Here is a 12,163-nt window from a genome sequence, read left to right as displayed (position 1 = left end):
GCTGGCAACAGCTTCGCTTCTACCGCGCCGAAGTTAACAAGGTGATGGAGAAAGCACGGACGGATAAGAAGATTGGCTCGTCGTTGGAAGCGAAACTAAAGTTATTTGTGGCAGATGAGACTCAGCGGGAACAACTCGCGGCCATGAATCCTGAGTTGGCGGTGGCGATGACGGCGGCTACAGCCACCTCTGCGGCTACCTCTGTTGCCGATGCACCTGATGCGGAGGCTTCTATGGAGGCTCCTACAGACGTGAAGACGGAAACCCCTGAGCCAGCCGCTGAGCCAGCCGCTGAGCCAGTTTCTGAGCCAGTTCAGGCTGAGACGCCAGAGGAAGCCGCCGCCGTCGAAGCCTCTGGAAATACGAGTTTAGAGCGATCGCGCCCTTCGGGGTTAGCCCTGCCCGATTGGGAAAATCTGGATGTCCACGATGTCATGGACTTTATTGTCGATGCGCCGGGGTATCTGGTGGATGTCTATCGTAATAACCGTTTGGCTTTGCGTAATCTGGCGTTGCTGTTGGCTCTGGTGGTAGTGGCCTATCTCTCGTCGAGTCTGTTAGCGGCGGTGAATCGTCTCTTGTTTTTGCCGGAGTTCTTTACGGCGATCGGTTTTGGCTATTCCTTGCGCTTTGGCTATCGCAATGTCTTGTATGCCAGCGATCGCCAGAAACTAACCGGACGTGTCAATGATCTCAAGTTAAAGGTCTTGGGAACCGATGTCGAACTGCCCCCCAATGCGGTGCAGCAGGTGAGCGATAAAGGGGCGATCGCCCCGGTGGATGAGGTTGACCCTCCAACCCCCCCAGAACTCCCCGCTATGGCAGAGGAAACCACCGCTCCTGTGGCCGATGGCAGCGTCGGTAATGGTGTCGATGAGTTGCGTTATCTGTTTATCTGCTCTCAAGTCGAACTACTCGACTCCCCTGAGGCTCTCGACGGAGTGACCTATGCGAGCCAAAGCGAGGGCCTGGGAATTGGCATCGTCAGTGCTGACGGTGACAAGTGCGAACGCTGCTGGAACTACTCGACTCACATCGGGGAGTCGGAAGAGCATCCCAGCCTCTGTGAGCGGTGTGTGGGCGCTTTAGCCGGTCAGTTTTAGGGCCATCATGAGTTACACCGCTGCCGATTGGATTGAAAAGCTCGATCTCGTTCCCCTCCCGGAAGAGGGGGGAATGTACCGCGAACTCTATCGTTCCGATGAGATCATCCCTCAATCGGCACTTCCAGACCGCTTTGAGGGCGATCGCACCTACGGCACCTCCATCTACTACCTCTTAGAAAACCCGGAATTTTCCGCCTTCCATCGCATTCGACAGGAGGAAATCTGGCATTTCTACGAGGGAAGTCCCCTAACCCTAGCCATCCTCACCCCCCAGGGAGAACTCTCTCAGCAGAAGCTAGGACGCAATTTTGAAGCTGGGGAGCGATTACAGGTGGTCATTCGCCGAGGGGATTTGTTTGCAGCCACAGTCGATGAGACAGGGGGCTATAGCCTCGTCGGCTGTACCGTCGCCCCAGGCTTTGAGTTTGCTGATTTTGAAGCCCCCAGTCGGGAGGTGTTGCTGCAAGCCTATCCCCAACATCGAGCGGTGATTGAGCAGTTGACTCGTTGAGATAACGGCTTAGGGGACTAGCATCCCTTGCAGATGGGGGATGAGATTGGGTTGGTAGCCGAAAAGATGATGGAGGCGATCGCCTAAAAGACTCAAAATCAGGTCAGTATAGGTCATATTGCAGTCTTGCAAGCCCTGGGCCACCAAACTGGTTTGATTGGGAGTAGGACGTTTGAGATCCGGTTTAGGGTTCGCTTCGAGGACATACAGTTGACCCTGGCCATCTTGTCTGAGGTCAATTCGCACCAGGCTAGTCAGGTTAAAGGCCCGATAAATCTGTTGGGCGATGGCTTCGAGTTGCGATCGCAGTTCCCGTTCTGACTCATCCTGGGGCGATAACAGTCGCATCCGCTTGGCGGTCATCCCCTTAGCATCCATTGAGGTAAAAATACGCTCATCAGCGTCTAACACCCGCTCAATGGCGGAAAAGGCGAACGGCTGGGGATTGCTCTCAAACACCCCTTGGCGATAGGTAATGGGGCCACAAACCGAGACGCAAAACTCCCGTCCCGGTAAATAAGCTTCAATGAGAGCCGTGTTAGCGGTAAGGTGATGGATTTTGGCCACCGCTTCCCCTAACTCTCGCGCGTCATCCACCACAAAGACATTGACGGAAGCTCGCCCTGAAACGGGTTTCACCACAAAGGGACCGGCAGTGTCGGCAAAGACCCGCTGAAATTGAGGATCTGTCTCTGGACGAAAAGGCTCCTGGAAGGGATGGGACACCACAAAGGGAGCCGTGGCGATTCCCAAGGCCTGCAACTCCCGTTTAAAGGCGTGTTTGTTGTCCAAAATGGAACTATTGAGGGGATTATGACCGATATAGGGAACCCCCAGCATTTCTAACATGGCGGGGGTGTGACAAACCGGGTCATAGCCTTGTACGCCGCCGGTGTTGAGCCAGGCCAGATCAATCTGGTGCTGTTGCAGGGTTTGCGGGAGGGTCATGTCGTCGGCTAAGAGGCTCACCTGCTCGAATCCCAGCTCCCCTAAGGCCTCGGCAATATCTTTGGCGACGGTGTGATAGGTTTTCGTGGAGCGGGGATTGTGGGTGGGGTAAATGACGGCTCCGGGTTGGGTTTTGTCGCCTCCGTGGATGACCGCAAGACGCCGTTGCGATCGCATCCGCGTCACGATATCTGTTAACTGGGTGAAATCGTAGGCCACTGTAGAATTCGCTGAATCAGACCGCATGGTTAAGCATATTGGGCAAAGAGATCTTATTGACTGGGATTATCGCCAGTTTGACCTTCGGAAACCGTAGGCGAGACAACCGCTTGCGTGGCACTGCCACTGGACCGGGTTAGATAAATCCCTGAGAGTACCATGGCAAATGCCAGCCAGTTCGTCCAGTCTAGGGCTTCGGCGAAAATTGCCCAAGCGAGGATGGCCGTTAGAATCGGCTCTAAGAGCAGAACAACGGCGATAAATCCTGAAGAGAACTGTTTAAGGCTATAGACGAGCAGTCCTTGCCCTAAGACCTGACAGACGAGGGCCAGAGCGGCGACGGCTAGCCAGACTTGCCAGGTTTGCGGGAATAGCTGGTCTTCTAAGAGGCTGGCGATGGGGAACAGCAGCAATGTGCCAACGGCGCAACGCCAGAGGAGAATGGTACTGGTACTCAGGCGCGATCGCAGTCCCTCGACGAGCAGTAAATTAGTTCCATAGAGGACTGCCGAGAGCAAGGCTAAGCCGTCTCCGAGCAGATGCTCATGGCTAATTTGGAAGTCTTCAACACCGATGGCAATGGCACCTAAAACGGCGATGATGGTTCCGAGGATAAAACGACGATCAAATTGTTGTCCCAGGAGAAGCCAGCCCCCCAAACTGGTAAAAATTGGGGTGAGGTTGCGTAGTAAGGTTGAGTTGGCAATACTGGTTTCGGTCAGCGATTGAGCCCAGAGGACGACGGAGGCGGAGGAGACGGCGGCCACCGCAATGAGTTTAATGCTGTCCTTGAGGCGGTCTGCTGATGGCGGTTGCCAGTCTTGTTTCCAGTTTAGGGAGAGGCTTGGCGGCCAGGGTTGACGCCAGTCTTGAATGGCGGTTAAGACCCAAAAGGCAACGGTGGCGATCGCCAAACGATTCAAAACTGTGGCGTTGGCCCCGAGTTCTTGTTCGGCAAAACGAATAAAAATTGCGGCACAGGAGACGGCCACAATGGCGAGAGTCAGGGTGAGAAAGGGTAACAGTTTGCTTGAAGCGATTTCTGCGGTTTTGGGATCGGTTGGGTTAAGGATTTCCCTCATCGTTTTAACGTTCATTTAACCGCTAGATGGGATGTCATCGAAGGATAGGTTAGACGAATTCAAATCATGATTCAATTATGATAATTGTCTGGGTATCTTTATCTACTATTTTCAAAAAAAAGGGATTTTAGGCTACTATAGATCCAATTAATTGGGAGAAAATGTCTGTGAGCAGTCTTTAAGCAGATGTCCTAGATTACGCTCTAGGTTACGGTACCAGACCGGATAACAGTTCCTTCGGAGCGTTGTTTCTTTATGAGGATAACCATTATCTCGTGGAATTTCTGACCATTTCAATGATTGGGGTAGGACTAGCCGCTGACGCTTTTGCGGTCTCCCTCACCAGTGGCTTGTATATCCGTCATCTCAAATGGCAAAAAGCCTTTAAGGTGGCGATCGCGTTCGGCATCTTTCAGGCAATTATGCCGCTCATGGGTTGGGGGGTCGGTGTTGGCTTTCGCGATTATATTATTCGCTTTGATCATTGGATTGGATTTATATTGCTGACGGCTCTCGGCCTGCGGATGATTCACGAAGCCATCTCCCAAGAGGAGAAGGAGAAACCGTTTAACCCCCTGAACCTGGAAACCCTCTTAGTGATGGCTGTGGCAACGAGTATTGATGCTTTAGCCGCTGGGTTAGGCTTTGCCGTCTTAAAAACCCCGATTCTCCTTACAATCGCCGTGATTGGGGTGATTACCTTCTGGCTTTGTCTCGGAGGAATTTATCTGGGCCATCATTTCGGCGATCGCTTCCAAGATAAAGTCGAAGTCATCGGCGGAGTGATCCTAATCGCGATCGGGAGCCGCATTCTCTGGCAAGGCCTCACCACGTGAATCCTCAAAGCAAATCCTCAAAGCAAAAAGCCGCTTAACCTAAGTCAAGCGGCTTTTTCTTAAAGGTGGCGGGAGGCGGATTTGAACCACCGACCTTCGGGTTATGAGCCCGACGAGCTACCAGACTGCTCTATCCCGCGTCGCCTTTACTACTATAACCAAACCAATCATGATTTGGCAACCCCTTGGGCAAAGTTTTTTGGATACTACCGGGTTAAAATCGCTCAAACCCTTACAGCATCACTAATTCGCCTTCGATATTTAAGCGTTTAAAATCATCGATCACCGTAAAGCGTTCAGCGAGGGCATCAGCCTGATCCGGTTGAATCCAGCCTAACTGGCGCAACAGATGTAGGGCAACGGCGTATTTAGCCCGTTTCGAGCCATCCGTGACCTTAATCGCCAATCCCATGCCATCACCAATCCGGCCGACGCACTGGATGCCCTCAGCGCCCGCTTTACTGACGAGGGAGCCATTGCTGATGCGCATCACTTCCGTATCAAAATGTCCCTCGCCGCCAACCATATCAGGATGATGGGTCATCGCGCGGACAATCCGTTCCATATCCAGACTCTCGCCTGAGGCCAGTTGAGCGAACAGAGACGCCATCTGATTTAACTGCATGAAATAGGTGGGAGCGCCGCAGTCATCTCGGGCCACCATTAACTCATCAGGGGGCATCTGTAGCAATTCCGCTACTTTTCCCAAAATCAGGGTTTGTACGGGGTGATTGCGCTTGAGATAGGTCGTTAGAGGAACCTGTCGCTGTTGACAGACTGCCAGCATTCCGGCGTGTTTCCCGGAACAGTTATGTTCGAGGGGCGATCGCTTCCCCTGGGGAATCGGACAGAGGAGTTGTTCGGGTTCAATGGAACATTGCCAGAGAATGCGGAAGACTTGGCGCACTTGCTCAATACGCGCTTGGTGGGAGCCACACATAATCGCTAAATCGCGATCGCTGAGGTGATAGCGTTCGAGGGTTCCCGTGGAGGTGACGGCTAGGGCTTGAAAGGGTTTGAGGGCTGAGCGGATAAAGGTAGCGGTTTCGGGATCACCAGCGGCGGACAGCACCCGCCCTCGGCGATCGCAGACCACGGCTTGGACATGATGTTTCGATTCAACAATTCCCTCCCGTAACAGTTGCACTTCGAGGGGGTGGGTGTGATGACGTTTGGCCATAAGATAGGATCTTCAGGTACAGATATGGGGACTAGGCAAGGCTCCAGGCGATCGCACTCACCACAAGAAACAATCCTAACCCGGCCGCGGTTCGACGCAAGCGTTGGAAAATCGGTTGCAGTTGATACTCAACAATTAGGCGATCGCGAGCTAAGACGGACTCAGTTTTCGTCCAAATTTGTCCGTCATACCAACCCGACTCTTCATAAATCACAACGGGGCTGTTGAGGCGATCGCGGATATATGTCCAGCCCAAAAACAGTCGCAACACCGCCAACGCCAGCACTAACGTTGCCCCCAGACTAGCACTGAGGACAAACTGTAGCGGAAACCGCTCCGGGGTAAAACTGGCGGCGGCGATGGGAGCAACAATCAGCCAACTCGGAATCCAAATCCAGCCCAGACTCTTGAGATAAGCGGGGAGGGTTTCCTGGCTAGCACGAAACAGACATCCATCTTTCAGGGCTTGATATTCCTGAATTGGCTGTTGCTCTTGGGGAACGGGACATCGAGAAATATCGAGATCGTTCATGCGGCGTGTTGACAGAGGTGACGAGGAGGTTACGAGGACAGACTGGAGTTGGCGATCGACGAGAGTTCGAGGCGTTCAGCATGTCCCCAGAAGGCTTCAAGATTATAAAACTCCCGTTCTTCGGGCATGAGAACATGAACCAGCACATCCCCATAGTCTTGTAGCACCCAAATTCCCTCGGATAGCCCTTCGACGCGGACGGGAGGACGGTCTAGATCAACCTCAACTTGAGCTTGAATGGCTTGGGCGATCGCCCGCACCTGAACCCGCGAGAAGCCGGTGATAATCACAAAGTAATCGGCGAGATAGGAGACTTCCTCAACCCGCAACACCACTAAATCCGCCCCTTTGCGATCTTCGGCAGCTTGAACCGCCGACGCAACGAGGCGATAACTCTCGGACTCATGGATGGGGGGGCGATCGTGGGAGGAGACGGTGGAATTGGACAGAGCAGGGGAATGAGGCTTATCGGTCATAGAATTGCCAAATCGTTAGGGTTCGGGAGATAGGATTATCGTATTTTTGTTGATATCCTAGCAAACCTGGACGTTTAATGCAGAAACCATCCTGAGAGCTCAAAACCGAAGCGGTGCGTTCGGGCAAGTTTTAACCAAGTTGTCAAAGCCCAGACGTCACTGAGGCCCGAACGCACCCTACCCCCTGTTCCCTGTTCCCTGTTCCCTGTTCCCTGTTCCCTGTTCCCTATCTTCCCCCATGAAAATTGCCACTTGGAATGTCAACTCGATCCGTACACGCCAGGGACTTGTTTGTGACTGGCTTCAAGCCAATCCTGTCGATGTCTTATGTATTCAGGAAACGAAAGTGGTCGATGGCGACTTTCCCCGCGAACCCTTTGCCGCTCTGGGTTATGAGCTGGCGGTTTCGGGGCAAAAGTCCTATAACGGAGTGGCGATGATGAGCCGATCGCCCCTAAAAGATGTTGAGATTGGTTTTAGCCCCAGGCTGGGGGCTGAGGTGGTGGGGGAACTCGACGCGCAAAAACGGGCGATCGCCGCTACAGTCCAAGGGATTCGGATTATCAACCTCTATGTCCCCAATGGCGGTGACTACGACAGCGATAAATATGACTACAAACTGCGCTGGCTCAACCAACTGTACGACTATACCAAATTAACCCTTGACAAATATACAGATGTATGTATTTGTGGCGACTTCAACATTGCCCCGGATGACCGAGATATCCATACGCCACCGGGTAAAACGCCCGTCGTTGGGACAACTCCCGTCGAGCGAGAGGCCCTACAGCGGGTTCTGAGTTTGGGGTTAGCCGACGCTTTTCGTAAATTCAACTCAGAGGCGCAACAGTATAGCTGGTGGGACTATCGAGCCGGAGCTTTCCCACGAAATCGGGGTTGGCGCATTGACCACCATTATCTCACTGAGGCTCTCTACAAACGGGCCAGCTCCTGTGTCATTGACCGCGAACCCCGACAATGGACGAAACCCAGTGACCATACCCCTGTTGTCGTGGAATGGCCCGATTAGTCTGGGGGTGAATCTGGAGCTGAGTCTGGGGCTGAGTCTGGGGCTGAGTCTGGGGGTTGGCGATCGCGTTGACGGGCCACAATCAGATTACTACGGGCCAAGGCATCGCTCGGATTGAGATCTAACGCCTGTTCAAAGGCCTCAATCGCCTCCCCATAGCGTTCTAAATCAAACAGCGTCGCCCCGAGATTGTTCCAGGCGTTGGCATAATCCGGGTTAAGGTCTAAAGCCATGCGATGGGCGTTTAGAGACTCCTCATAGCGGTCTAAATAGGCCAGAGATACCCCCATATTGTCCCACGCCAGTTCCTCACCACTATCGCCCCAGCGGCCATCCCCTTCAATCGCCGCCAAACAGGAATCGACAGCGGCTTCATGTTCGCCCAAATTTCCCAGCGTCGCGCAACGGTTGGCTAAGGCCAGGGAGTACGTGGGGGCCAGTTCCAGGGCGCGATCGTGAGAGTCGAGGGCCGCCTCGGTTTCACCAATTTCATCGAGGGCGTTACCCCGATTCGTCCAGGCCCGCTCATTCTCAGGATCCGTTTCAATGAGGGCATCACAGGCACTAATCGCGTCTTGGGCGGTGCCGGTGACACAGGTTTCGTACCAGTCTTGGGGCGGAGTATCTTGAGCGGATTCAGACTCAGACAACCCCGACTCAGGCTCTGATTCAGGCCCCAAGTCAGGGTTGGGTTGAGGGTGTCCTGAGTCTGGGAAGGTGACGAGACTCATCATCAGCAACGATCCGCCACCGATGGTTTTAATAAGAGAGTTCATAGTTGAGTCGGGGCATAACGATAATGCCCCCCATTCTGACCCAAATTATGCCGTTTGTTGCAGAAGAGCGTCCAGTTCTCCCTTGGCATCGAGGGCGTGCAAGTCATCGCAGCCGCCAATATGTTGGTCGTTAATAAAAATTTGCGGCACACTTCTACGTCCATCAGCCCGTTGGGCCATTTTATCCCGCGCCTCGTTGTCGCCTTGGATGTTATGTTCGGTGAACTCCACGTTTTTACGTTTTAACAAGGATTTGGCACGGAGACAGTAGGGACAGAAGGTCCAAGTATAGATTTCGACGTTAGCCATGATTTACGATGCGATCGCGCAACAACTCTTCAATCTTAGCAAAACGTTACGGTTTCCCAGCAACGAGGAGTTTCTATTCTCCGTTCCCGGTTCCCCGTTCCCTCTCTAACGAGCATAGTCCACCAATTGCAATAAGCGTTGGCGCAGAGTGGCGAGGCCAAACCCGGCGGTGGCGGAGATGAAGGTAGCTTGGGGATATTCCTCTTTAGCCAGTTCCAAGGTATCCCCGTCCACCGAATCGATTTTATTGAACACCAACAAAATGGGGCCGGGGGTAATGGGCATTTCAGCCAAGATTCCCATAACAGAATGGATTTGATTCTGCCAAGCCGCATGAGATAAGTCAACGACATGGAGAAGTGCATCGGCTTCGGTGACTTCTTCGAGGGTGGCCCGGAACGCATCAACCAGGGCGGGGGGAAGTTCATGGATGAAGCCCACGGTGTCCGTTAACACCAACTGATGAACCACGTTGGTGACATCTTCCTGAATGCTGAGACGGCGAGTGGTGGGATCGAGGGTGGCGAAGAGTTGATCGGCGGTATAGATTTCTGAGTTCGCGAGAACATTGAGGAGAGTGGATTTCCCGGCGTTGGTGTAGCCAACGAGGGCGATGGAGGGAACCTCTTGGGCCTGACGTTGCTGACGCATTCGCGCCCGGTGGGCCTGGAGGTTGGTGACTTCCCGTTGTAGGCGAGAAATGCGCTGGCCGATCGCCCGTCGTTCGGTTTCGAGTTGGGTTTCACCGGGGCCTCGGGTTCCGATTCCTCCCCCCAGGCGGGACATGTTCTGACCTTGTCCGGTGAGGCGGGGTAGGGTGTATTCGAGTTGGGCCAGTTCGACTTGTAGTTTCCCGGCCCGGGACTGGGCGCGTTGGGCGAAGATATCGAGGATGACTTCGGTGCGATCGACGACTCGGACACCGATGCGTTTTTCCAGGTTACGGACTTGGGCCGGGGAGAGATCGCGATCGAACACGACGAGATTGGCCCCGAGGGTTTGTACGGCCAGGGCGAGTTCATCGACTTTCCCGGACCCAATGACGGTTTGAGGATGGGGCCGCGATCGCCCCTGTTGGATGGTTTGCAACACCACACCGCCAGCGGTATCGACGAGGCGCACCACTTCGGCCAGATGTTCCTCAAATTCGGCTTCACTCATGTTCTGGGTTCGCAATCCCACCAGTAGCACGCGATCGCCGTCGCTATCAATCGATTGACCAATAAATTCCCGTTCAAATTCCCCTTCGAGGGCTTCAACGAGGTCGAGAAAGTCCTGTTGGGCGATCGCCTCTAGGGTCATTTCCTCAGATAGCATCCAACTGGCTTCGCTGGGGTTGGGAACCAAATGGGCCAGATAGGCCCGGTGAACATAGCCCGTTTCGCCGCCGCCTCGTCGCTGAAACCCAGACCCGGTGAGGGTGAGACAGATTAGGGCATCTAAGCGCTGGATGGCCATAGCCGTCAGGGTGGCGGTTCCCGGTTCATCCCGTTTCAGTTGGGTGGCGATGCAACGAATCCCACTGAGACGACTCGCCCCGTAGCGAGGGAGTTCGAGGGGTGGGATTTGGGTTTGGCGAGGACTTCCCACCCCGACGCGAATCACCTGGCCGCGACGGTTGAGATAGGCGGACACGGGTTTCCCTAAATCGGTACTGATGGCCGCCAAACGCTGGGCGAACTCCGGTGTTGTGAGGCGATCGCCCGGTAACCGCTGGTGATACAGCCGTTGCAGTTGTTTGAGTTGGCTGGATTTGAGTCCCTTGAGGTCTCCGTAGATTTGATGATTAATGGAGTATTCGCCCCGCTTTCGGGGTTCCACGCGACAAGTGTTAATTTGCTAGTTTAGCGAATTTTGCTGTGGCTAGTCGAGGATTGAGAAACCCACCCGGTCTCAATCTGAGTGAGAGAGAACTGGGTGGGTGTTCTGTCAGCGAAATCTGAAATCGATAACCGTCCGCCAATGGCGAGATTAACCGCGCTGAATGGCTTGTCGAGAGACTTGTTTTTCAAACTCAGCCTGAGTCTCGTGGAGAAGTTGCTCGCGGCTATCAGCGGCTTGAGTTAGGTTAGGAACCAGGTTACGCGCCTGAAGGGTCATGTGGAACTGAAGGTGAGCGACGTAGTCACCGATATCCTCGTGCGCGTTCTGTCCGTGATGCGATAGGGATGCGTTCAAGGGAGTTCTCCTGCCAAACTTGGCGTAGTCAGCTAGTTTCGTGTTCTGGGTAGAACGTTAACATGAGTGCTTCCGTTGCTCAGTGCGATCGCAAGAAAGCTTAACACTCTGAGTTTTGGGGGTGGAGATTCACAGAACGCCTTTGGAACTGGGGATGGTACTGGCCCGGCGGGGGTCGATTTCCACGGCCATGCGCAGCGATCGGGCGAAGGCTTTGAAGGTGGCTTCAATAATATGATGGGAGTTGAGGCCATCGAGTTGGCGGATATGCAGGGTGAGTTGCGCGTGATTGACGATCGCGACAAAGAACTCTCGCACCAGTTGCGTGTCATAGGTTCCCACCCGTTCCGTGGGAATCTCCAGACCATAACTCAGATGAGGTCGTCCTGAGAAGTCTAGGGCCACTTGAATCAGGGATTCATCGAGGGGTGCGACGAAATGACCGAAGCGAACGATTCCTTTGCGATCGCTCAAGGCTTGGGCTAAGGCTTGTCCGAGGGTAATCCCCACATCTTCATTGGTATGGTGGTCATCAATCTCCCAATCCCCGACGGCGTTGACGTCTAAATCAATCAGGCCATGAGAGGCGATTTGGTGCAGCATATGGTTGAGGAAGGGAATCCCGGTGTTGGCGTGACATTGGCCGGTTCCATCGAGGTTAATGCTGACTTGGACATCGGTTTCCCCAGTTTTGCGGGAGACGCTGGCTTGACGTTGGGGGAGGCTGAGTTGGGGACGGGTTTCGGACGTTTGCATAGTTCTGAGTGAGTTCGGGAGCCAAGGGCTTGCTTCCATCTATTTTAATGGAGATGGGGACTCTCTTCTATGGAGTCAACCTCTTCAGCTAAAACTTTACCCTTAACCCGTTCATATTCATCTTCCAGAAGCCAATCCTGTGCAGCCTCATAGTCAGGGTGAGTGACAATCAGTTTATAGCCAGAAGCAGGATTAAAAATATGACAACTGCCATTTTTATTAGC

General features: G+C 53.7%; 15 protein-coding genes and 1 tRNA gene. 4 read left to right on the top strand and 12 right to left on the bottom strand.

The annotated features are described in order from the left end of the window. Both R6U67_RS10625 and R6U67_RS10620 read left to right on the top strand, forming a co-directional pair. Nucleotides 1–1,103: CAAD domain-containing protein (locus tag R6U67_RS10625; protein ID WP_410252518.1), on the top strand; the 1,103-nt coding region annotated here is incomplete at its 5' end. A gap of 7 nt (nucleotides 1,104–1,110) precedes the next feature. Then, complete coding sequence (locus R6U67_RS10620) at nucleotides 1,111–1,617, top strand: cupin domain-containing protein (RefSeq protein ID WP_410252517.1); 507 nt, start codon at nucleotides 1,111–1,113, stop codon at nucleotides 1,615–1,617. Between the two features lie 9 nt (nucleotides 1,618–1,626). Here R6U67_RS10620 and R6U67_RS10615 read toward each other — a convergent pair whose 3' ends face one another. Then, on the bottom strand, nucleotides 1,627–2,784 hold the full coding sequence (locus R6U67_RS10615) for an ATP-grasp domain-containing protein (RefSeq protein ID WP_410252516.1): 1,158 nt from the start codon (nucleotides 2,782–2,784) through the stop codon (nucleotides 1,627–1,629). A 53-nt stretch (nucleotides 2,785–2,837) separates the two neighbouring features. Continuing rightward, complete coding sequence (locus tag R6U67_RS10610; RefSeq protein ID WP_410252515.1) at nucleotides 2,838–3,866, bottom strand: DMT family transporter; 1,029 nt, start codon at nucleotides 3,864–3,866, stop codon at nucleotides 2,838–2,840. Nucleotides 3,867–4,141: 275 nt separating this feature from the next. Here R6U67_RS10610 and R6U67_RS10605 point away from each other — a divergent pair, with 275 nt between their 5' ends. Next, entirely contained in the window at nucleotides 4,142–4,702 is a 561-nt protein-coding gene (locus R6U67_RS10605) for a manganese efflux pump MntP family protein (RefSeq protein WP_410252514.1), read from the top strand. A 66-nt stretch (nucleotides 4,703–4,768) separates the two neighbouring features. Here the strand turns inward: R6U67_RS10605 and R6U67_RS10600 are convergent. The 4 genes from R6U67_RS10600 to rsfS form a co-directional block, all read right to left on the bottom strand. Continuing rightward, nucleotides 4,769–4,842 (bottom strand) — tRNA-Met (locus R6U67_RS10600). Between the two features lie 92 nt (nucleotides 4,843–4,934). Next, nucleotides 4,935–5,882: an asparaginase gene (locus R6U67_RS10595; protein ID WP_410252513.1), complete on the bottom strand. Its 948-nt coding sequence runs from the start codon at nucleotides 5,880–5,882 to the stop codon at nucleotides 4,935–4,937. A gap of 31 nt (nucleotides 5,883–5,913) precedes the next feature. Further along, the gene (locus R6U67_RS10590) at nucleotides 5,914–6,414 is read right to left on the bottom strand and encodes a CGLD27 family protein (RefSeq protein ID WP_410252512.1); all 501 of its coding nucleotides are present in this window, start codon (nucleotides 6,412–6,414) and stop codon (nucleotides 5,914–5,916) included. Nucleotides 6,415–6,443: 29 nt separating this feature from the next. Further along, nucleotides 6,444–6,890, bottom strand: coding sequence for a ribosome silencing factor (rsfS, locus tag R6U67_RS10585; RefSeq protein WP_087710140.1), 447 nt, complete (start codon nucleotides 6,888–6,890; stop codon nucleotides 6,444–6,446). Between the two features lie 238 nt (nucleotides 6,891–7,128). On the opposite strand from rsfS, the gene xth reads away from it, so the two are divergent. After that, entirely contained in the window at nucleotides 7,129–7,920 is a 792-nt protein-coding gene (gene xth / locus R6U67_RS10580; protein ID WP_410252511.1) for an exodeoxyribonuclease III, read from the top strand. Here xth and R6U67_RS10575 read toward each other — a convergent pair. The 6 genes from R6U67_RS10575 to R6U67_RS10550 form a co-directional block, all read right to left on the bottom strand. Then, nucleotides 7,917–8,696, bottom strand: coding sequence for a tetratricopeptide repeat protein (locus R6U67_RS10575; RefSeq protein ID WP_410252510.1), 780 nt, complete (start codon nucleotides 8,694–8,696; stop codon nucleotides 7,917–7,919). The two genes, xth and R6U67_RS10575, sit on opposite strands and share 4 nt — an antisense overlap. 45 nt (nucleotides 8,697–8,741) lie before the next feature. After that, on the bottom strand, nucleotides 8,742–9,005 hold the full coding sequence (gene grxC / locus R6U67_RS10570; RefSeq protein ID WP_410252509.1) for a glutaredoxin 3: 264 nt from the start codon (nucleotides 9,003–9,005) through the stop codon (nucleotides 8,742–8,744). A 105-nt stretch (nucleotides 9,006–9,110) separates the two neighbouring features. Next, nucleotides 9,111–10,826, bottom strand: coding sequence for a GTPase HflX (gene hflX / locus R6U67_RS10565; RefSeq protein WP_410252508.1), 1,716 nt, complete (start codon nucleotides 10,824–10,826; stop codon nucleotides 9,111–9,113). 150 nt (nucleotides 10,827–10,976) lie between these two features. Continuing rightward, nucleotides 10,977–11,183: a hypothetical protein gene (locus R6U67_RS10560; RefSeq protein ID WP_068788056.1), complete on the bottom strand. Its 207-nt coding sequence runs from the start codon at nucleotides 11,181–11,183 to the stop codon at nucleotides 10,977–10,979. A 129-nt stretch (nucleotides 11,184–11,312) separates the two neighbouring features. After that, nucleotides 11,313–11,939: an imidazoleglycerol-phosphate dehydratase HisB gene (gene hisB / locus R6U67_RS10555; RefSeq protein WP_410252507.1), complete on the bottom strand. Its 627-nt coding sequence runs from the start codon at nucleotides 11,937–11,939 to the stop codon at nucleotides 11,313–11,315. Between the two features lie 44 nt (nucleotides 11,940–11,983). Further along, on the bottom strand, nucleotides 11,984–12,163 hold a 180-nt coding region (locus R6U67_RS10550; protein ID WP_410252506.1), incomplete at its 5' end, for a hypothetical protein.

It is taken from the genome of Sodalinema sp. (genome assembly GCF_046483825.1).
Lineage (GTDB): Bacteria > Cyanobacteriota > Cyanobacteriia > Cyanobacteriales > Geitlerinemataceae > Sodalinema.
Note: the sequence above shows the minus strand (reverse complement) of the source record. Positions and strands in the feature narration are given on the sequence as shown.

Bases quoted from the DNA above. Each gene is read 5' to 3' on its own strand.
- xth (WP_410252511.1), top strand. From the start codon at position 7,129: ATGAAAATTGCCACTTGGAATGTCAACTCGATCCGTACACGCCAGGGA.
- R6U67_RS10620 (WP_410252517.1), top strand. From the start codon at position 1,111: ATGAGTTACACCGCTGCCGATTGGATTGAAAAGCTCGATCTCGTTCCC.
- R6U67_RS10590 (WP_410252512.1), bottom strand. From the start codon at position 6,414: ATGAACGATCTCGATATTTCTCGATGTCCCGTTCCCCAAGAGCAACAG.
- R6U67_RS10575 (WP_410252510.1), bottom strand. From the start codon at position 8,696: ATGAACTCTCTTATTAAAACCATCGGTGGCGGATCGTTGCTGATGATG.
- rsfS (WP_087710140.1), bottom strand. From the start codon at position 6,890: ATGACCGATAAGCCTCATTCCCCTGCTCTGTCCAATTCCACCGTCTCC.
- R6U67_RS10610 (WP_410252515.1), bottom strand. From the start codon at position 3,866: ATGAGGGAAATCCTTAACCCAACCGATCCCAAAACCGCAGAAATCGCT.
- grxC (WP_410252509.1), bottom strand. From the start codon at position 9,005: ATGGCTAACGTCGAAATCTATACTTGGACCTTCTGTCCCTACTGTCTC.
- hisB (WP_410252507.1), bottom strand. From the start codon at position 11,939: ATGCAAACGTCCGAAACCCGTCCCCAACTCAGCCTCCCCCAACGTCAA.
- R6U67_RS10595 (WP_410252513.1), bottom strand. From the start codon at position 5,882: ATGGCCAAACGTCATCACACCCACCCCCTCGAAGTGCAACTGTTACGG.